The sequence below is a fragment of the Curtobacterium sp. LFS079 genome, assembly GCF_047977865.1.
Lineage (GTDB): Bacteria > Actinomycetota > Actinomycetes > Actinomycetales > Micrococcaceae > Arthrobacter.
The window spans coordinates 427,457-446,236 of the sequence record NZ_JBFPFO010000001.1 but is presented as its reverse complement, the minus strand read 5'-3'; the positions used below and the strand labels follow the sequence as shown (position 1 = coordinate 446,236).

The window sequence follows — 18,780 nt, the reverse complement described above, 5'->3', positions numbered from 1 at the left end:
GCAATGAATCTCCATAAAGAAGACCACGGGGCTCCCGTACTGAATGACGCGGTGCCGGTGAGGCATCCTGGCCGCTGGGCCAGCGCGGTAGTCATCATCGGAGTGATCGTGCTGGCGCTGCAGAGCGTTATCACCAATCCCAACTTCCGTTGGGACATCGTGGGCACGTACATCCTGGACGTCAAGGTCGTCCAGGGCGTGGGCTGGACCCTGCTGCTGACCGTGGCATCGATGGCCATCGCGATCGTCCTGGCCATCCTGCTGGCCGTCATGCGGCAGTCGGACAACCCGATCTTCCGCTGGTCAAGCTGGGTCTGGGTCTGGTTCTTCCGCGGTACCCCGGTCTACACGCAGTTGCTCTTCTGGGGCCTGGTGGCGGTCCTCTACCCCAAGATCAGCGCCGGAGTCCCGTTCGGCCCGGAACTGTTCAGCATCGACACCTCCACGATCATCACCGCCCTGGTCGCGGCCATCCTGGGCCTGGGCCTGAACGAATCGGCGTACCTGGCCGAGATCTTCCGGGCCGGCCTGAAGTCCGTGGACAGGGGCCAGACTGAAGCCGCCGAAGCCCTGGGCATGAGCGGCGCGAAGATCATGTGGCGGATCGTCCTGCCGCAGGCCATGCGCATCATCGTCCCGCCCACCGGCAACGAAACCATCGGCATGCTCAAGACCACCTCCCTGGTCCTGGCCGTGCCCTTCACCCTGGACCTGACCTTCGCCACCAACGCCCTGGCCAACCGCATTTACCTGCCCGTGCCGCTGCTGATCGTCGCGGCCATCTGGTACCTGGTGATCACCAGCCTGCTCATGGTCGGCCAGCACTACATCGAGGCCTACTACGGCAAGGGCGTGGACGCCAACCAGGGCGCCCCGGCCATGATCAACCCCGCCGCGGCCAAGGCCGCCGCAGCCGTCGCCCCCAGCGCGGACGCCGAACCCGACCTGAAAATGGACTTCCCCGAAGAGGAGGCAAAATGACCACCACCACGGCCACCCCGCTGGTGCGCATCGAAGGCCTCCACAAGTACTACGGTGACCACCACGTACTCCGGGGGATCGACATGACCGTGAACCAGGGGGAAGTGTCCGTCGTGATCGGCCCCTCCGGTTCCGGCAAGTCGACCATGCTCCGCTGCGTCAACCTGCTCGAAACCATCAGTGCTGGCCGCATCTCCGTGGACGGCCAGCTGATCGGCTACCGCGAAGTCAACGGCCGGCTCCACGACCTGAAGAAGAAGGACATCGCCGCCCAGCGCCGCGAAATCGGCATGGTGTTCCAGCGCTTCAACCTCTTCCCCCACAAGACGGCCCTGCAAAACGTCATGGAAGCGCCCATGCAGGTCAAGGGGAAAGGCAAGGAACACGCCCGGACCCAGGCCCTTGAGCTCCTGGAGCGGGTGGGCCTGGCCGAACGGGCCAACCACTACCCGGCCCAGCTCTCCGGCGGCCAGCAACAGCGCGTCGCGATCGCCCGGGCCCTGGCGATGGAACCGGCCCTCATGCTCTTCGACGAGCCGACGTCCGCCCTGGACCCCGAGCTCGTGGGCGATGTGCTCAACGTGATGAAGGACCTGGCCAAATCGGGCATGACCATGATCGTAGTGACCCACGAGATCGGCTTCGCCCGCGAAGTCGGCGACACCCTGACCTTCATGGACGGGGGTGTGGTGGTGGAATCGGGCGATCCCCGCGAAATCATCGCCAACCCACAGCACGCCCGCACCAAGGAATTCCTCAGCCGCGTCCTCTGAGGCACAGGCGCAACGAAGGGCTCCGGCAGATGCCGGAGCCCTTCGTTGTGTCCGTTGCCGGCACGTTCCGGGGCCGGGACGTGCGGACACTCAATCTGTGTCTTGCTTCACAGCAAATCCGGGGATAACATAATTCCTGATTGTTAGCGCTAACAGTAAATGTTGGGGCAGCCGGAGTTCCCCGACTCCGGTGACGACAGCCTCCGGCGCCGGTCCTGTGGAACGGCCTCGGTATGCCGGACGCAAGTGGCCGGCGCCGGCGGAAAGTACAAACGCTTTCCGCTCAAGCACCGATTCGCGGCCCCACCAGGCCGCGGAAGGAGAAAAACGTGAGAATCAAGAAACTGCTGGGCGCCGTCGCCGTCGTCCTGGCTGTTACGGTGGGGGCCACCGGCTGCGGCAGCCGCCCCGGTGCCGCCACCAGCACCAGCAGCGCCGACGCTGCGGGTGCCCTGGTGGGAATCTCCATGCCGACCCAGACGTCGGAACGCTGGATCGCGGACGGCAAGAACGTCTCCGAATCCCTGGCCAAGCTCGGCTACAAGACGGACCTTCAGTACGCCAACGACGACATCCCCACCCAGGTTTCCCAGATCGAGAACATGCTGACCAAGGGCGCGAAGTCCCTGATCATCGCCGCGATCGACGGCACCACCCTGACGGACGTGCTGGCGAAGGCCAAGGAGCAGAACGTCAAGGTCATCGCCTATGACCGGCTGATCAACGGCACCCCCAACGTTGACTTCTACACCACCTTTGACAACTACGAGGTGGGCGTCCAGCAGGCGACGTCCCTGCTGACCGGCTTGGGCCTGGTGGATGCCTCCGGCAAGAAGGTCGCGGGCAAGGGCCCGTTCAACGTGGAGCTCTTCGCCGGCAGCCCGGATGACAACAACGCCAACTTCTTCTGGACCGGCGCCATGGACACCCTGAAGCCATACCTGGATGCCGGCACCCTGAAGGTGCCCAGCGGCCAGACCAAGTTTGAGCAGGCCGCCATCCTGCGCTGGCAGGCGGCAACCGCCCAGAAGCGGATGGAAGACATCCTCACCGCCGCGTACGGTTCGGGCAAGAAGCTCGACGGCGTGCTGTCACCTTACGATGGCCTGTCCATCGGCATCATCTCGGCGCTGACGAGCACCGGAGGCTACTCCAAGGGTGCCCTGCCCGTGGTGACCGGCCAGGACGCGGAAAAGGGCTCGGTGAAGTCCATCGTCGCCGGCGAGCAGTACTCGACGGTTTTCAAGGACACCCGCAAGCTCGGCGAGCAGGCCGTGAAGATGGTGGACGCCGCCCTGAAGGGCCAGGAGCCTGAGGTCAACGACTCCAAGACCTACAACAACAAGGTCAAGGTTGTACCGGCCTTCCTGCTGAAGTCCGTGATCGTCACCAAGGACAACTACAAGCAGGAGCTCATCGACTCCGGTTACTACACCGGCGCCGACCTCAAGTAGCAGCACCCCCCAGTAACAGCACGGCAGGGGCGCCTGCAACAGCAGGCGCCCCTGCACCCCAATGGATCGACCCACCGAAACAGATCAGCTCATTGACGAGATCAACGGGAAATAACCAATGAACGTACCCATTCTTCAGATGCGCGGGATCACCAAGACCTTCCCCGGCGTCAAGGCCCTCCAGGATGTCACCCTGGATGTGAACCGCGGCGAAGTCCACGCGATCTGCGGCGAAAACGGGGCAGGCAAGTCCACCCTGATGAAGGTGCTCTCCGGCGTATACGCCCACAACACCTTCGAGGGGGACATCCTCTTCGAGAACGAACCGTGCGACTTCGCGTCCATCAGTGACAGCGAGAAGCGCGGCATCGTGATCATCCACCAGGAGCTGGCCCTCAGCCCGTACCTGTCCATCGCGGAAAACATCTTCCTGGGCAACGAACTGGCCTCGCGCGGCTGGGTGGACTGGCGCAAGACCAACCTCGAAGCAGCCAAGCTGCTGGCCCGCGTCGGCCTGAGCGAAAACCCCGTGACCCCGATCCAGCACATCAGTGTGGGCAAGCAGCAGCTCGTCGAAATCGCGAAGGCGCTGTCCAAGGAAGTGAAGCTGCTGATCCTGGACGAGCCCACCGCTGCCCTGAACGACGAGGACTCGGACCATCTGCTGGACCTGATCCTGCACCTGAAGGGCCAGGGCGTCACCAGCATCATCATCAGCCACAAACTCAACGAAATCCGCAAGGTCGCGGACGCCGTCACCATCATCCGGGACGGCAAATCCATCGAGACTCTGCGCGTGGACCAGGGCCAGATCACCCAGGAACGCATCATCCGCGGCATGGTTGGTCGGGACCTGGACAGCCTCTACCCCGAGCGGAAACCGCAGATCGGTGAGGAAGTCCTGCGCATCGAAGACTGGACTGTCCAGCACCCGCAGGACCACACCCGCACCGTGGTCCACAACGCCAGCCTCAACGTCCGCAAGGGCGAAGTGGTGGGGCTCGCCGGCCTCATGGGCGCCGGCCGCACCGAACTGGCGATGAGCGTCTTCGGCCGGAGCTACGGCAAGGCCGTCTCCGGAAAGGTGTTCAAGTACGGCAAGGAAATCAATACCTCCACCGTTCCCGAGGCCATCCGGCACGGCATCGCCTACGCCACCGAGGACCGCAAGCACTACGGGCTGAACCTCATAGAGGACATCAAGCGGAACATCTCCATGGCCGCCCTGCCCAAGCTCGCCAAGCACGGCTGGGTGGACAAGAACGAGGAAGCCACGGTGGCCAACAGCTACCGGAAGAGCATGAACATCAAGGCCCCGTCCGTCGCGGCCATCACCGGGAAGCTCTCCGGCGGCAACCAGCAAAAAGTGGTCCTGAGCAAATGGATGTTCTCCGACCCCGACGTGCTGATCCTGGACGAACCCACCCGCGGCATCGACGTCGGTGCCAAGTACGAGATCTACACGATCATCGCCGGGCTCGCCGCCCAGGGCAAAGCCGTCATCGTGATCTCCTCCGAGCTCCCCGAACTCCTGGGGATCTGCGACCGGATCTACACCCTGTCCGCCGGCCACGTCACGGGTGAAGTCCCGATCGCCGAGGCCTCCCAGGAAACACTTATGCACTACATGACCCAAGAGAAGGAATAACGAACATGTCCGCCCTACGAGAATCCCTGGGCTTCCTGGCAAGCCGCCTCCGCCAGGTCGGCATCTTCGTCGCCCTGATCCTGATCGTCCTGCTGTTCCAGGCCCTCACCGACGGGATCCTGCTGGAGCCGCAGAATGTCACCAACCTCGTCGTCCAGAACAGCTACATCCTCATCCTGGCCATCGGCATGGTCATGGTCATCATCGCCGGCCACATCGACCTCTCCGTCGGTTCCATCGCAGGGTTCATCGGCGCCGTCGCCGGGGTCATGATCGTTCACTGGGGCTGGCCATGGTGGGCGGCCATCCCGGCCTGCCTCCTCGTGGGAGCCCTGGTCGGCGCGTGGCAGGGCTATTGGATCGCCTACGTCGGCATCCCGGCCTTCATCGTCACCCTGGCCGGCATGCTCATCTTCCGCGGCCTGACCCTGATCACCCTGAAGAACCAGCAGATCACCCCGTTCCCGGATGAGCTGCGCGCCCTCGGCGGCGGCTTCCTGCCCGACATTTCCGGCGGCACCTCCGTGCTCGAATGGCTCACTGTGATCCTCGGCGTCGGCGGCACTGCGGCTCTGCTCTTCCAGTCGATCAAGGAACGCCGGGTCCGCCGCCGCTTCAACCTCGAAAACGAACCCATGGCATGGTTCGCCACCAAGACCGTGTTCATCGCACTGCTGATGCTCGTCATCACGTTCCTGCTCGCCAGCTACCGCGGCACCCCGATCGTGCTGATCGTCCTCGCGGTTCTGGTCATCGTCTACTCCGCACTGATGAACAACAGCATCTTCGGCCGGCACACCTACGCCATCGGCGGCAACCTGCACGCCGCGCAGCTCTCCGGCATCAAGACCAAGGCAGTGACCTTCCGGCTCTTCGTGAACATGGGTGTCCTGGCCGCCTTGGCGGGCCTGATCTTCGCCGCGCGCCTGAACTCCGCCCAGCCCGCCGGCGGCACAGGTTTCGAGCTGGACTCCATCGCCGCGGCGTTCATCGGCGGTGCCGCGGTGCAGGGCGGGATCGGCACGGTGGCAGGGGCCATGATCGGCGGCCTGATCATGGGCGTTCTCAACAACGGCATGTCCATCCTGGGCCTCGGCACCGACTACCAGCAGCTGATCAAGGGCCTGGTGCTCCTGCTCGCCGTCGGCTTCGACATCTTCAACAAGAACCGCGCCGGCGGCGGATCATCGATCGCCAAGCGCTTCAAGTTCAGGACCACTCCGCCCGCGGCGGAGGACAGCAAGGTACCGGCCGAGCCGGTGGCGGTCCCGGCCGCCCGTTAGCCGGGAGACAACAGGAATAGACGACGGCGGGCCCCACCGGTGCCGGAAGGGGGGGGCCGCCGTCGTGGTGTCCGGTTGTGGTGCTATCCGGCCACGGCTATCGAGGCGGCGCCGTGGAGCTCCGCACCACGAGTTCGGGGTTCAGCACGGAGGCGGCCCGCGAGGTTCCGTGGGCCATGTCGGACAGGAGCATTCCGATGCAGCGGGCGCCGAGTTCCTCGAAGCCCTGGTTGACCGTGGTCAGCGGCGGCACGAAATACCCTGCCTCCGGCTGGTCGTCGAAGCCCACCACGCTGATGTCCTCCGGGACCCGCAGGCCGGCCTCATTGAAGGCACGCAGTGCCCCCAGGGCCATCTGGTCGTTGGCGGCGAACACCGCGCTGACCTGCGTCGCCGCCGTCAGTTCCAGTCCGGCGCGGTAACCGCTTCCGGCGCTCCAGTCTCCTTGGACCAGCGGGCCGGGCATGAATCCTGCGCAGTCGAGGGTGCGGCGCCAGCCCTCGGCGCGGGCCGCGGCGTCAATCCAGTCCGGCGGTCCGGAAATGTGCGCAATGGACGTGTGGCCAAGGTCCAGCAGATGCTGCACCGCGAGCGCGGCGCCGGCCGCCTGGTCCACGGCGACGTCGCCCAGGCGCTCGTCTGCGCGGAAGCCCGCCGCGCCGAAGCCCACCGAGACGAGCGGGACCGGAACGGCGATGGTGCGCAGGGCGGCGAGCATCGTTTCGTGCGGCGCGATCACTACGATGCCGTCCACCGGCTGCAGCATGAAGTGTTCCAGGGCGTCCCTGATTCCCGACGGCGTCACGCTACTGAGGCTTGCCATGCTCACCGAATAGCCGTGCTCGCGGGCGGCCTGCTGGACGCCCAGGAGGGTGTTGGCCGGACCGTAGAAGCCCATCCCGGCGCCAAGGACTCCGATGGCCTGGGAGCGGCGGGTGACGAGGCTGCGGGCGGCCGTGTTCCTGCGGTAGCCGAGTTCGGCAATGGCACGCTCCACGCGCGCGCGGGTGAAGGCGCTGACATGCGGGTGGGCGTTGAGGACCCGCGAAACTGTCTGGTGGGACACCCCGGCCAGGCGCGCCACGTCCTGCATGACAGGAGGACGTGGCGCGGCTTTGTGGTCCGGTCCGTCGGTCACACTGCGATTCACACTGCGAAGATGGTCCACGCCGCACTGTGCATGGCACCTGGCTCGAGCCGCACGAGGTTCGTTCCGCTGTTGAACGCGTCCGGAGGGCAGCTCATGGGTTCCACGGCCAGGCCAAGGCGGTTCGCCGCCGGGGGTTCCTTGTCCGCGGTGTGGATCTGCAGCCAGGGGCAGCTGCGGTCCCAGGACATTCCGACGCCGGTGCCGCCGGGGTCCCGGACCAGCACGCTCGCCTGGCCGCCGTCGTCGAAGGCTATTTGCGTGAAGGCGTGGTCGATCGCGGTGGCGCCGATGGCGCGGGGTGACCGGAAGTCGAAGGCGTGGCCTTCCACGCTGCGCGTTTCCGTGGGCAGCAGGCGGTCGGGTGTGACTTCCAGGAACGCCCCGGCAGGGATTTCCAGGGTCCACTGATCCAGGGACGACGGACCCGCCACCAGATACGGGTGCGGGCAGACGCCGTACGGTGCAGCCGTGCCGCCCAGGTTGGCCGCGGTGACGCCAATGCGCAGCCCGGCTTCCGTCAGCCGGTACTCGACGGCGATCCGCAGCGCGTGCGGGTAACCCGCCGTCGGCTCCGGCGAGCAGGAAAGGGTGACCGCTGATTCATCATGCGACTCCAGGATCCAGTCCAGCTCGAACACGAAACCGTGGAGGGCGCAGCCGCGGCTGGGCTCGTTGAGCGGGACCTGGTACCCGACGCCGTCGAAGGTATACCTGCCGTCGGCGATCCGGTTGGGCCAGGGCGCGGCGATGATGCCGCGGAAGTCGGGAATGGGGCCGCCGGCCGGGAAGGGAACCACCAGGTCCCGTTCCCGGTGCCGGAGTTCGCGCAGGGCTGCGGCCCGTGCAGTAATGACGGCGCTGTACTCCCCCGAGCTGATGCGGTATTCGTTCACAGGCCGGTATTCGTTCACAGGCCGGCTGCCAGCTTGTAGTAGGCGGCGTTCCAGTCGAGTTCCTTCTTGAACTGTTTGATGGAGGTGCCCTCGTCGATGGTGAGCAGTTCGGTCTGCGCGATCCCGGCGAAGTCCTCGAACACGTCCAGGCCCACCTGTGTGGACAATACCGTGTGGTGGGCCGCGCCGGCGGTGAGCCACGCGGCGGCAGAGGTAGCGAAGTCGGGCTTCGGTGACCAGAGTGCGCGGGCCACCGGAAGGTTGGGCAGCGGCTGGTCGAGGTCGACGACGTCGACGGCGTTCGCCACGAGGCGGAAGCGGTCGCGCATGTCGGACAGCGCGACGACGACGCCGGGGCCGGCATCAGTGTCGAACACCATGCGCACCGGGTCCTCCTTGCCGCCGATGCCCAGGGGGTGGATCTCGACGCGGGGCTTCTTCGCGGTCAGCGAGGGGCAGACCTCCAGCATATGCGCGCCCAGGATCTTCTCCTGGCCCGGGGTGAGGTGATAGGTGTAGTCCTCCATCAGGGATGCGCCGCCGGGCAGTCCGGCGCCCATGACCTTGGCCGCGCGGACCAGGATGGCGGTCTTCCAGTCGCCTTCGGCACCGAAGCCGTAGCCGTCGGCCATGAGCCGCTGGACGGCCATGCCGGGCAGCTGCCGCAGCTCGCCGAGGTCCTCGAAGGAGGTGGTGAACGCGGCGGAGCCGTTGGCCTCGAGGAAGCTGCGCAGCCCGAGCTCGATCCGGGCGCTGTAGCGCAGGGACTCATGGCGGGCACCGCCTTGTTGCAGTTCGGGGACCACCTCGTAGAGGCGCTCGTACTCGGCCACCAGGTCGTCGACGTCGGACTCCGCGGCGCCGTGCACGGCGTCGGCGAGCTCGTTGACGGACCAGGTGTTGACCGAGACGCCGAAGCGCAGTTCCGCTTCGGTCTTGTCGCCTTCGGTGACGGCGACGTTGCGCATGTTGTCGCCGAAGCGGGTCAGCTTCAGGGTCCGGACAGCGGCCCACCCGGCCGATGCGCGCTGCCAGACGCCCACCTGGCGGGCCACCTCCGGGTTGGACACGTGGCCCACGACGGTCTTGCGCGGAACGCCCAGGCGGGACTGGATGTAGCCGAACTCGCGGTCGCCGTGCGCGGCCTGGTTCAGGTTCATGAAGTCGAAGTCGATGTCCGCCCACGGCAGCTCCACGTTGGCCTGGGTGTGCAGGTGCAGCAGCGGCTTGCGGAGCAGGTCCAGGCCCTGGATCCACATCTTGGCCGGGCTGAACGTGTGCATCCACGCCGTCACGCCGATCACCGAGTCGTCCGAGTTGGCTTCCAGCGCGGTGCGGCGGATCGCGTCCGAGTCCGTCAGCACGGGCTTCCATACGAGCTTGACCGGGACCTCGGAGGACTCGTTCAGCGCGGCCGCGATCTCCTGTGACTGGGCTGCCACCTGCTTCAGCACGTCCTCGCCGTAGAGGTGCTGGCTGCCGGTAAGGAACCAGACCTCGTAGTGCTCGAGGGAGGTGTTGTTGGCGCTGGACATTGGTGTCTCCTTGGAAAGTCTCTGGTGTGCGGGGTGGCAGTGTGCGGTGAGGGGCCTAGCGGCCGTAAACGTTCTGGTAGCGGTCATGGAGCGACGCGATCTGGCCAGGGTCGATGGCCAGCGGTTCGCCGAGCTGCCGGGAGACATGGACCGTGCGGGCCACTTCCTCGCACATGACGGCGGCCTTGACGGCGGACCGGGCGTCCTTGCCGATGGTGAACGGCCCGTGGTTCTGCATGAGCACCGCCGGGGAGTTGGAGTTCTTGAGCGTTGCCACGATGCCTTGGCCGATCGAATCGTCCCCGATCAAAGCGAAAGGACCCACGGGAATGCTCCCGCCGAACTCGTCACCCATCATGGTCAGCACACAGGGGATCTCCTCGCCGCGCGCGGCCCAGGCAGTGGCGTAGGTGGAGTGGGTGTGCACCACGCCGCCGACGTCGGGCATGTTCCGGTAGACGTAGGCGTGCGCGGCGGTGTCCGACGACGGGGAAAGCGGCGGGTTGCCCCACTCCATGGTTCCGTCGCCGTCCACCGGAGTCCCGTGAAGGTCGGTGACTACCATCAGTTCCGGCGTCAGCTCGTCGTAGGACACTCCGGAGGGCTTGATGACCATAAGGTCATGGCCGGGGATCCGTCCGGAAACGTTTCCGGCGGTCCAGACCACCAGCTGGTAACGGGTCAGTTCCGCGTGCAGTTCGCAGACCTCGCGGCGGATGCGGGTAATGGTTTCCAGCAGCGGGCTCATGCGTTGGCTCCTTCAAAGGCGGGGGTACGTGCCTCCCGGGCTGTGCGCTGGATTGCCTTGAGCCGGTGCATGACCTCGTTGGTGCCCCTGCCGAAATAGTCGTGCAGGGTCCGGTACTCGCGGAACAGTTCGTCGTAGGCCGCGACGTTTTCCGGGATGGGCGTGTAGACGGCACCGGGTGCGGCGCCCATCGACTCGGAGGCGGCCCGGACGTCGGCATACTTTCCGGCGGCAACGGCTGCGTGGATGGCCGAACCCAGCGCCGGGCCCTGGGTGGAGCCGATGGTGGAGAGCCTGAGCCCCGTCACGTCCGAGTAGATCTGCATCAGGAGCCGGTTTTTCAGCAGGCCGCCGGCCACGATGAACTCCTTGACCGGGACGCCCGAATCGCGGAAGGCCTCGACGATGGTTCGGGTGCCGAATGCCGTGGCCTCGAGCAGCGCCCGGTAGATGTCCTCCGGCCGGGTGGCCAGCGTCTGCCCGACCACTACGCCGGAGAGTTCGTGGTCCACCAGCACGGAACGGTTGCCGGAATGCCAGTCGAGTGCGATCAGGCCGTGCTCGCCGATCGCCTGCCCGGACGCCAGCTCCGTCAGGTATTCGTGGATGCCCTGCCCTGCGCCGGCGGCGGCCTGGTGGTACTCCGGCGGGACGCCGTACTTGGTGAACCAGCCGAAGATGTCGCCCACGCCGGACTGGCCGGCCTCGTAGCCCCAGAGCCCGTCGACGATGCCGCCGTCGACCACGCCGCACATGCCCGGCACCTCATGGAGCTCGGCGCCGTTCATGACGTGGCAGGTGGAGGTGCCCATGATGGCCACAAGCTGTCCCGGTTCCACAGCCTTCGCGGCCGGGGCGGTGACGTGCGCGTCCACGTTGCCGACGGCGACGGCGATGCCCTCCGGCAGGCCGGTCCAGGCGGCTGCTTCGGCGGTCAGGTAGCCGGCGGCGTCGCCCAAGCGGCCGATGGTGTGGTCCAGCTTGGTGCTGACGAAGTCCTTGAACTGCGGGTTCAGGGCGGCGAGGAAGCCTTCGGACGGGTAGCGGCCGTCCTGGTAGATGCCTTTGTACCCGGCGGTGCAGGCGTTGCGTACGTAGTTTCCGCAGAGCTGCCAAACGATCCAGTCGGCGGCTTCCACCCAGTGGTCCATTTCGGCGTAGGCCTCGGGGTCCTCCTCCAGCAGTTGCAGCCCCTTGGCGAACTCCCACTCGGACGAGATCAGCCCGCCGTAACGGGGCAACCACGATTCGCCCAGCTCGGCGGCCAACGCGTTGATGCGGTCGGCCTGGCCCTGCGCTGCGTGATGCCGCCACAGCTTCACGTAGGCGTGCGGACGGTTCGCGAAGCCTTGCACCTCGTTCAGCGGCGTGCCGTTTGCCTTGACGGGCACCATGGTGCAGGCCGTGAAGTCGGTGGCGATCCCGACGACGGCGGCCGGGTCGATCCCAGCGTCGGCAATTGCGGCGGGGACTGCCCGCCGGAGCACCTCCCGGTAGTCGTCCGGCACCTGCAGCGCCCATTCGCCGGGAAGCCGGGCAGCTGTTCCCTCTGCTGCGTCCGCTACGTCCGCGGGAAGCGCATCGGTGACCACCGCATGCGGGTAATCGAACACCCCGCTGCCGAGTTCCTTGCCGTCCCGGACCCGCACCACGACGGCCCGGCCGGACAGGGTGCCGTAGTCCACCCCGATGACATAGTTTTCGCTGCCGCCTGCAGTGACGTCCATGAATCCTCCAAGAAATGCCGCCCGCTGCTTCGCGGACTGACACCATTGTGAGCGCTAACAACTTCGTGCGTCAAGTAGCCTGCGTCAAGTAGCCTGCGTCAAGTAGCCTGCGTCACAGGCCTGTAGGTCAGGGAGCGGCTCGAACGGGAGGTCGGTGACGTTGGCCTCAGGCCAGGGCTGCGGTGCTCCGCCGGATCACGAGTTCCGGCGCCACCACGGTGGTGGCGGTCTCGCCGTTCGCCAGGGCGGCCAGCATCAGGTCCATGCAGCGCCGGCCAAGCTCCTCGAAGTCCTGGCGGACCGTGGTGAGCGGCGGGCTGAAGTAGCCGGACTCCGGCTGGTCGTCGAAGCCCACCACGGAGACGTCTTCCGGCACCCGGACCCCTGCCTCGTTGAAGGCCCGGAGCAGGCCCAGGGACATCTGGTCGTTGCCGACGAAAATCGCGGTGGCAGACCGCTCCGCGGCGAGTTTCCGCCCGATTTCGTAGCCGCTGCCCGCGCTCCAGTCACCTTCCAGCAGGAGGTCGTCGGCCAGTCCGGCAGCCCGCAGGGCCGCGCTCCAGCCTTCCGCGCGGGCGGCGCCGTCGATCCAGTCCTGGGGGCCGGCAATGTGGCCGATCCGGCGGTGGCCCAGCTCGATCAGGTGCGCGACGGCGAGCTCGGTGCCGCGTTTCTGGTCCACCATCGCCCCGCTGACGGATCCCCTTCCCGAGGCACCCACCGCAACCACCGGCACGCCCGGCGCCTGTTCTTCCAGGGCGAGCAGGGTCTCCGCGTGGGGCACGATCACCACGATGCCGTCCACGGATTGGTCCAGGAAGTGCTGGATCGCGTCAAAGATCGCCTCACGGCTCACGGTCCGCAACGCCGCGATGCTCACGAAGTAGCCGGCATCGCGCGCGGCCTGTTCCACCCCGAGGAGGGTGTTGGCCGGCCCGTACTGCGAAAGTTCGCTGCCCAGGACGCCGATGGTCTGCGAACGCCTGGTCACCAGGCTCCGGGCCGCCGTGTTCCGCCGGTAGCCGAGTTCGGCGATGGCAGCCTCAACCCGCTCGCGCGTGGCCTTGCTGACGTTGGGGTGGTTGTTGATCACCCGGGAGACGGTCTGGTGGGACACGCCTGCGCGCTCCGCCACGTCCTCGAGCCGCGGAAGCCGGGCACTGCTGTTAGCCATGGGGCTATTGTGCTCGATGCCACGCGTCGAGGCGAACGGCGCCCCTCCCCGCGACGCACCTCCTTCCCCGCGACGCACCTCCTTCCCAGCGACGCACCTCCTTCCCCGCGACGCACCTCCTTCCCCGCGACGCACCTCCTTCCCAGCGACGCACCTCCTTCCCCGCGACGCACCTCCTTCCCCGCGACGCGGTTCCATCCTGGCGACGCCGGAATTCCAGTAGCGCCGGGAACGAAGCGGGTCGAAACCCACGAAGCGCGTCGTCGGCGAGGTGAGGTGCCATGCCCTCAGCTGGCCGAGCGTGCTGGACGACGGGGAACTCCCGCCGCGAGCAGCTTCTTTTCAAGCCTCGGGAAATCCATCAGCTCGGCCCAGACCCACCGCGTCACTCCGTACCCGAGCGCGCGGATCCTGTCTTCGCGGGCTTTTTCCTTGACCACCGCTTCGGAGGGAGTCAGCCCGTTCAGGTATTCCTCCCTCTGGTACTTGACGAGCCCGTCAAACTCTCCGGCAATGCGGGCTTTCTCCCAGACGAAGTCCGAGTAGCCAATCAATCCGAGCTCGTCCCGGAATTCCCGTTGTTGCACAGGAGATTCGAAGCCTGCCGCGTGCATGAGCGCCCGGCTGTAGGACTCTCCTGCGGAAGCGGAGAGTGCGCTGGCAAAGGCCACCACGGCCCGGATCCGGCGGAGCGCCGCATCTGTGTACCTGCCATCAGCCGCGGCCAGCAATTCATCCTTGCTGAGCGCCTGGATTCCCTTCTTCCGGTCCGGTTTCAGGACATGCTCCACCGGGACAACGGCCTCGGCGAACCGCGTGTATGCCGCAAGGTCCAAAACGGTCTGCAGCCGTCCCGTAACCAGAAGGCCGTCCACCCGATGAACATCGACGCCGGCCGGATCGGCGAAATGCCGCACTACCCCGGCGCGGGACCGGCCGCCGTCGTTCCGGAAGGTCAGTGCGCAGACCGGAAGGTCATTTCCAATAGTGGGGATCCCCAGCACAGAAGCAGCCGAATGTCGGGCGAAGACCGTACGGCTTTCGAAAGTCTCGGCGGCGGCACTTATCCGCAGCCGATATTGTTCCCATGGTTCCATGGCCATCCATGAAGCCCGGTCTATGTACACTCCCCGGCGGATACGGTAGAGGACCCCGGCGCGTACCCGGCGGGCAAGCTCCTTCGCATTGGCTCCATGGAGGGTGCTCTCGCGGGCAAGAATGAGCCTTGGCATGTCTGTCATTGCTCGAAGATGGCACGGCCCGGCAATCTTCCGCGGCAGCGAGCGCGGCTATGTGGAAAAGCCCTGTCTTCGCGGCGACGCGCTTCCTTCCCGGCGACGCTGGAATTCCCGCAGCGCCGGGAACGAAGCGCGTCGAAACCCGGAAGTGCCTCGCTACACCGCTGCCAGGACCCGCGCCGTGGCCTCCCTCACCGCGGCTTTGATGCGCCCGTGCAGTGCCCGGAGGCCCGCGCGGTCCGTCCGGACTTCGACGATGCTGCGGCCCTTCAGTGGTGCGGTCAGCGCGGCGGCGAGGTCCGCCGTCGTGCTTGCCAGCGAATACGCGACGCCGTAGGCAGCGGCGAGCGCCTGGATGTCCGCGCTGTGCGGGGTGCCGAAGAGCCGTTCGACGGCGGTGCCGTAGCCGCCGTCCGCTTCCACCTGGCCGTGTTCCAGGAGCCCGAAGATCGCCCCGCCGGCGTCGTTGAGGACCACGATGCGCAGGTCCGGCTCCGTTTCGCCGCTGCCGAGCAGGAGGCTGCCGGCGTCGTGCAGGAAGGTGACATCGCCGAGCAGGAGCGTGGTTTCGCGACCCGAACCGAGCGCGATCCCGGTGGCCGTGGCGATGGTGCCGTCGATCCCGGCGAGGCCGCGGTTGGCGTCCACCGTAGCCAGCGGCGCGGACTGCGGCTGACCGGCGAGGTCGACGTCGCGGATCCCGTTGGAGGAACCCAGCACGAGCCGGCCCCGCGCATGCTCCCACACGGCGGCCGCGACGGCGGGTCCGTTGGGCGACGCCTCGGCGGCGAGGACGCCGTCGAGCGCGTGTTGGGCGGCGGCGCCGGCCAGCAGCCAGGCATCGAGCCACCCGGCTGCACCGCGGCCGGCGAACTCGCCCAGGGCCGCCAGGGTCTCGAACGGCGTCTCCCGGCGGCGGCCGTGTTCGTACCAGGCAACGGGAACGGGCTCGTACAGAGCCGTCTCCACCTCCGCGCGGGCGAGCAGAGCGGTCACAGGGCGGGAGAGCGTTGGCCGTCCGAACACCACCACGCGCTCGATCGGCAGCGCGGAATCCGCGGAAAAATGCTCCAGGAGAAGCCGGTACGGGCCCACGGCATTGGGGCCGAAGCGGGCATTGGACGACGGTTCGGGGAGCAGCGGGAGCTGGTGGGCGCGGGCGAATGCTTCGGCGACGGCCCCGGCGTCGTGGCCGGCCAGGACCACGGTGCGCCGCGCGGGCAGATCCGCCGGGATCGCGGGCAGCTCCAGGACTTCCGGGCCGGCGTCGTAATGGAAAACACCGCGGCCTTCGCGCGCCGGCAATGCTTCTCCGGGCTGCGGCACGAGGGGCTCGCGGAAGGCGAGGTTCAGCTGCACGGGCCCGGGCGGGGTCCCTTCGAGGGCGCCGCTGGCGGCATGCAGGGCGGTCCGGACAGCCCGCTGCGGGTTGTCGCCGGCGGGAACGTCGACGGCGAAGCGGACGTGCTCACCGAACAGGTCAAGCTGGAGGGTGGTCTGGTTCGCCCCGGTTCCGTGCAGCTCGGCAGGCCGGTCCGCGGAGAGGACCACGAGCGGCACGGCGGCGTGGTTGGCTTCCATGACCGCAGGCAGCAGGTTACCGACGGCGGTTCCCGAGGTGGTGAGGACGGCCGCCGGGGTGGCTGTGGACAAGGCGAGGCCCAGGGCAGTGAACCCCGCCGAGCGTTCGTCGATCCGGACCAGCAGGGTGACCCGGCCGGCGGCTTCGGCCTCGGCCAGGGCGTAGGCCATGGGCGCCGAACGCGAGCCGGGACAGACCACCACGTGCCGCACCCCGGCCTCGAGCAGGGTGGCGACGGCGATCCGTGCGGCGGCGAGCGAGGTCAAGGAGTCCTGGGAAGTCACCGTCCCAGTCTATTTCGCCACTCGACGTCGCAACGCGGGGTCACGTACGGCCCATGCCGGGCGACCGGCGGGCCGTAGGTGACCCCGCGTTCGAGAGGGTCAACTAGCGGGTGCTGTCAGCTGTCGGTGCGGTACACCTGGACCACGGACGGACGCGGGGCGCGGACCTGGCCGGGCTTCGGTGCGGCGCCTGCGGGCACGTAGTCGGGGAAGTAGGAGTGCGGAGCCGCGAAGGTGCCTTCCTCGCCCGGGTGCTGCACGGAGACGAAGACCGTGCGTTCCTCGTCGTGGACGACCGGGCCGCAGGTTTCGGCGTCGCGCGGCACGGAAAGGAACTGCTCCACCTTGCCGCGTTCGGGGCCCTCAAGGGTGACCTTGAAGAGGCCGTCGTTGTAGCCGATGGTGGACGGGGCACCGTCGGTGGAGATCCACAGGTTGCCCACGGAGTCGAAGGCCACGTTGTCCGGGCAGGAAATCGGGGAAACCTTGTCCGCCGGGAATCCGGAGAAGTAGGTCGAGCCGTTCTTCGCCGGGTCGCCGGCCACCAGCAGCAGGGTCCAGTTGAACTTGGTGGAGGCCTGGCCGCCGTCTTCGGTGATTTCCACGATGTGGCCGTCGCGGTTCTGGGTGCGCGGGTTGACCTCGGTGGCGCCTTCCTTGCCGGGCTTGCCGCGGTCCGAGTTGTTGGTGCACGCCACGTAGATCTTGCCGCTCTGCAGGCTCGGCTGGACGTCTTCGCAACGGTCCATCTTGGTGGGGCCCACCTTGTCCGCGGCGAGGCGGGTGTAGACGAGAACCTCGGCGACGGTCATGCCCGGAACGGCGGAGGCGCCGTCGACCACGAGCGGCAGCCACTCACCGGAACCGTCGAACGCGCCGTCCGAGGGAAGCACGCCGGTGCCGGTGATTTCGGCCAGCGGCGAGTTGCCGGCGAACTTGGCGACGTAGAGGTTGCCCTCGGACAGCAGGGTCATGTTGTGCTTGCGGTCGGCAGCAGTCGTACCTGGACGGTAGGTGTCCTTGGAGACGAACTTGTACAGGTAGTCGAAGCGCTCGTCATCGCCCATGTAGGCCACCACGTGCCCGGATTCGGCAACGATCACGTTGGCGCCCTCATGCTTGAAGCGGCCCATGGCGGAGCGCTTCTTCGGGGTGGACGTGGGGTCGAAGGGATCCACTTCCACGATCCAGCCGAAGCGGTTGGTCTCGTTGGCGTAGCCGGCGTTGCGGGTGTCGAAGCGCGGCTCGTCCAGTTCCCAGAGGCGGGCCGTGGGCTTGGCGGTGAGGCCGTAGCGCTTGTCGCTGTCACTGGTGCCCGCGGAGACGAAGTAGCCGTTGAAGTTCTCTTCGCCGGAGAGGATGGTGCCCCACGGGGTGGTGCCGCCGGAGCAGTTGCCCAGGGTGCCCTTAATCTTGCGGCCCGAAGGGTCATCGATGGTCTTGACCAGCTCGGTGCCCGCGGCGGGGCCGGTCAGTTCGTAGACGGTGTCCGTGAGGTAGCGGCGGTTCAGGGGTGCGCCCTTGACGTAGTTCCACGGCTTGTTCTTGTTCTTGCGTTCCAGTTCGACGACGCTCAGGCCGTGTCCGGCGCGGCCGATGGCGCGGGCTTCAGCAGCCGGCAGGGTGGCCGGAAACATGATGTTCTCGTTGGTGTATTCGTGGTTGGTGAACAGCAGGGCACGGCGGTCCTTGGAATCCGGAACCGGCAGGATGTCCGTGTAGTCGTTGTTGTAGCCGAACTGGCGGGCTTGGGCCGCGGCGCTCTGGTTCTCCAGGTCAAAGTCCGGGGAGTCATTGAACAGCGGGTCGCCCCAGCGGATCACCGGACGCCAGGTGAAGCCGTCGGGAACCGTGAAGGCGTCCACGGTGTAGTCAACCGGCTTGATCGGGGTGAAGCTCAGCTTTGAGTCTTTGAGGCCGGCCATTGCGGCGGCGGACAGTCCGGCGCCACCATCGGCAGCGGTGGCCGCTTCTGCCTGGCCGGCAGTCGCGAGGTTTCCGCCGAAGACGACGGCGAGCGCACCGGCGGCACCCAGGCCCAGGGCGGCGCGGCGGGACATGGCGGCGGAGGCGATGTCGCGGAAGTAGGAGTTGGAGCTGGTGTTGCAGACATCGCCGGAGCAGGCGTTGTCGCACTTGAGGGCACAGGTCACCGGGCTGCGCTTGCCCTTGGTGTGGCCGAGCATCGGCAGGAACGGGAACGAGCGGGTGGGCGTTTCAGACATGGGAAGCCTCCGGATAGCGACTGGGTCCCGGCCACCCTTTCAGCGCAAACGGAATCTGAGAGGACGCTCTGGTTAAGTTCCGGTG

14 protein-coding genes are annotated in these 18,780 nt (G+C 67.1%); 5 read left to right on the top strand and 9 right to left on the bottom strand.

Annotation, left to right across the window (positions count from 1 at the left end):
- The first annotated feature begins 3 nt into the window (after positions 1-3).
- The 5 genes from ACNQPB_RS02070 (at position 4) to mmsB (ending at position 6,139) form a co-directional block, all read left to right on the top strand.
- Positions 4-981 carry an amino acid ABC transporter permease gene (locus ACNQPB_RS02070; RefSeq protein ID WP_498748688.1) on the top strand — a complete coding sequence of 326 codons (978 nt, stop codon included), beginning with the start codon at positions 4-6 and terminating at the stop codon, positions 979-981.
- On the top strand, positions 978-1,754 hold the full coding sequence (locus tag ACNQPB_RS02065; protein WP_498748686.1) for an amino acid ABC transporter ATP-binding protein: 777 nt from the start codon (positions 978-980) through the stop codon (positions 1,752-1,754). Before ACNQPB_RS02070 ends, ACNQPB_RS02065 begins: the two co-directional genes overlap by 4 nt.
- Positions 1,755-2,083: 329 nt before the next feature.
- Positions 2,084-3,208: a multiple monosaccharide ABC transporter substrate-binding protein gene (gene chvE, locus ACNQPB_RS02060; protein ID WP_498748685.1), complete on the top strand. Its 1,125-nt coding sequence runs from the start codon at positions 2,084-2,086 to the stop codon at positions 3,206-3,208.
- Positions 3,209-3,326: 118 nt separating this feature from the next.
- Positions 3,327-4,856 carry a multiple monosaccharide ABC transporter ATP-binding protein gene (mmsA, locus tag ACNQPB_RS02055; protein ID WP_498748683.1) on the top strand — a complete coding sequence of 510 codons (1,530 nt, stop codon included), beginning with the start codon at positions 3,327-3,329 and terminating at the stop codon, positions 4,854-4,856.
- 5 nt (positions 4,857-4,861) lie between these two features.
- Positions 4,862-6,139: a multiple monosaccharide ABC transporter permease gene (mmsB, locus tag ACNQPB_RS02050; RefSeq protein WP_498748682.1), complete on the top strand. Its 1,278-nt coding sequence runs from the start codon at positions 4,862-4,864 to the stop codon at positions 6,137-6,139.
- Positions 6,140-6,236: 97 nt separating this feature from the next.
- Here mmsB and ACNQPB_RS02045 read toward each other — a convergent pair whose 3' ends face one another.
- The 9 genes from ACNQPB_RS02045 to ACNQPB_RS02005 all read right to left on the bottom strand — a co-directional run bounded on the left by ACNQPB_RS02045 (position 6,237) and on the right by ACNQPB_RS02005 (position 18,695).
- Positions 6,237-7,232 carry a LacI family DNA-binding transcriptional regulator gene (locus tag ACNQPB_RS02045; RefSeq protein WP_498749076.1) on the bottom strand — a complete coding sequence of 332 codons (996 nt, stop codon included), beginning with the start codon at positions 7,230-7,232 and terminating at the stop codon, positions 6,237-6,239.
- Positions 7,233-7,285: 53 nt separating this feature from the next.
- Entirely contained in the window at positions 7,286-8,200 is a 915-nt protein-coding gene (locus ACNQPB_RS02040) for an aldose 1-epimerase family protein (protein WP_498748680.1), read from the bottom strand.
- Positions 8,197-9,717 carry an L-arabinose isomerase gene (gene araA, locus ACNQPB_RS02035; protein ID WP_498748678.1) on the bottom strand — a complete coding sequence of 507 codons (1,521 nt, stop codon included), beginning with the start codon at positions 9,715-9,717 and terminating at the stop codon, positions 8,197-8,199. The genes ACNQPB_RS02040 and araA overlap by 4 nt, the downstream gene beginning before the upstream one ends.
- Before the next feature lie 55 nt (positions 9,718-9,772).
- Complete coding sequence (locus ACNQPB_RS02030; protein WP_498748677.1) at positions 9,773-10,465, bottom strand: L-ribulose-5-phosphate 4-epimerase; 693 nt, start codon at positions 10,463-10,465, stop codon at positions 9,773-9,775.
- Positions 10,462-12,192, bottom strand: coding sequence for a ribulokinase (gene araB, locus ACNQPB_RS02025; protein WP_498748675.1), 1,731 nt, complete (start codon positions 12,190-12,192; stop codon positions 10,462-10,464). Before araB ends, ACNQPB_RS02030 begins: the two co-directional genes overlap by 4 nt.
- Before the next feature lie 166 nt (positions 12,193-12,358).
- Entirely contained in the window at positions 12,359-13,366 is a 1,008-nt protein-coding gene (locus ACNQPB_RS02020; protein ID WP_498748674.1) for a LacI family DNA-binding transcriptional regulator, read from the bottom strand.
- Between the two features lie 287 nt (positions 13,367-13,653).
- Complete coding sequence (locus ACNQPB_RS02015; protein ID WP_498748673.1) at positions 13,654-14,607, bottom strand: hypothetical protein; 954 nt, start codon at positions 14,605-14,607, stop codon at positions 13,654-13,656.
- Between the two features lie 153 nt (positions 14,608-14,760).
- Positions 14,761-16,470: a 2-succinyl-5-enolpyruvyl-6-hydroxy-3-cyclohexene-1-carboxylic-acid synthase gene (gene menD, locus ACNQPB_RS02010; protein WP_498748672.1), complete on the bottom strand. Its 1,710-nt coding sequence runs from the start codon at positions 16,468-16,470 to the stop codon at positions 14,761-14,763.
- 116 nt (positions 16,471-16,586) lie between these two features.
- On the bottom strand, positions 16,587-18,695 hold the full coding sequence (locus ACNQPB_RS02005) for a PhoX family protein (protein WP_498748670.1): 2,109 nt from the start codon (positions 18,693-18,695) through the stop codon (positions 16,587-16,589).
- Positions 18,696-18,780 lie beyond the last annotated feature (85 nt).

Coding starts and splice junctions, on each gene's coding strand:
- ACNQPB_RS02070 (WP_498748688.1), top strand. CDS start 4: ATGAATCTCCATAAAGAAGACCACGGGGCTCCCGTACTGAATGACGCG.
- ACNQPB_RS02065 (WP_498748686.1), top strand. CDS start 978: ATGACCACCACCACGGCCACCCCGCTGGTGCGCATCGAAGGCCTCCAC.
- mmsA (WP_498748683.1), top strand. CDS start 3,327: ATGAACGTACCCATTCTTCAGATGCGCGGGATCACCAAGACCTTCCCC.
- mmsB (WP_498748682.1), top strand. CDS start 4,862: ATGTCCGCCCTACGAGAATCCCTGGGCTTCCTGGCAAGCCGCCTCCGC.
- ACNQPB_RS02045 (WP_498749076.1), bottom strand. CDS start 7,232: ATGCAGGACGTGGCGCGCCTGGCCGGGGTGTCCCACCAGACAGTTTCG.
- araA (WP_498748678.1), bottom strand. CDS start 9,717: ATGTCCAGCGCCAACAACACCTCCCTCGAGCACTACGAGGTCTGGTTC.
- ACNQPB_RS02030 (WP_498748677.1), bottom strand. CDS start 10,465: ATGAGCCCGCTGCTGGAAACCATTACCCGCATCCGCCGCGAGGTCTGC.
- araB (WP_498748675.1), bottom strand. CDS start 12,192: ATGGACGTCACTGCAGGCGGCAGCGAAAACTATGTCATCGGGGTGGAC.
- ACNQPB_RS02020 (WP_498748674.1), bottom strand. CDS start 13,366: ATGGCTAACAGCAGTGCCCGGCTTCCGCGGCTCGAGGACGTGGCGGAG.
- ACNQPB_RS02015 (WP_498748673.1), bottom strand. CDS start 14,607: ATGACAGACATGCCAAGGCTCATTCTTGCCCGCGAGAGCACCCTCCAT.
- ACNQPB_RS02005 (WP_498748670.1), bottom strand. CDS start 18,695: ATGTCTGAAACGCCCACCCGCTCGTTCCCGTTCCTGCCGATGCTCGGC.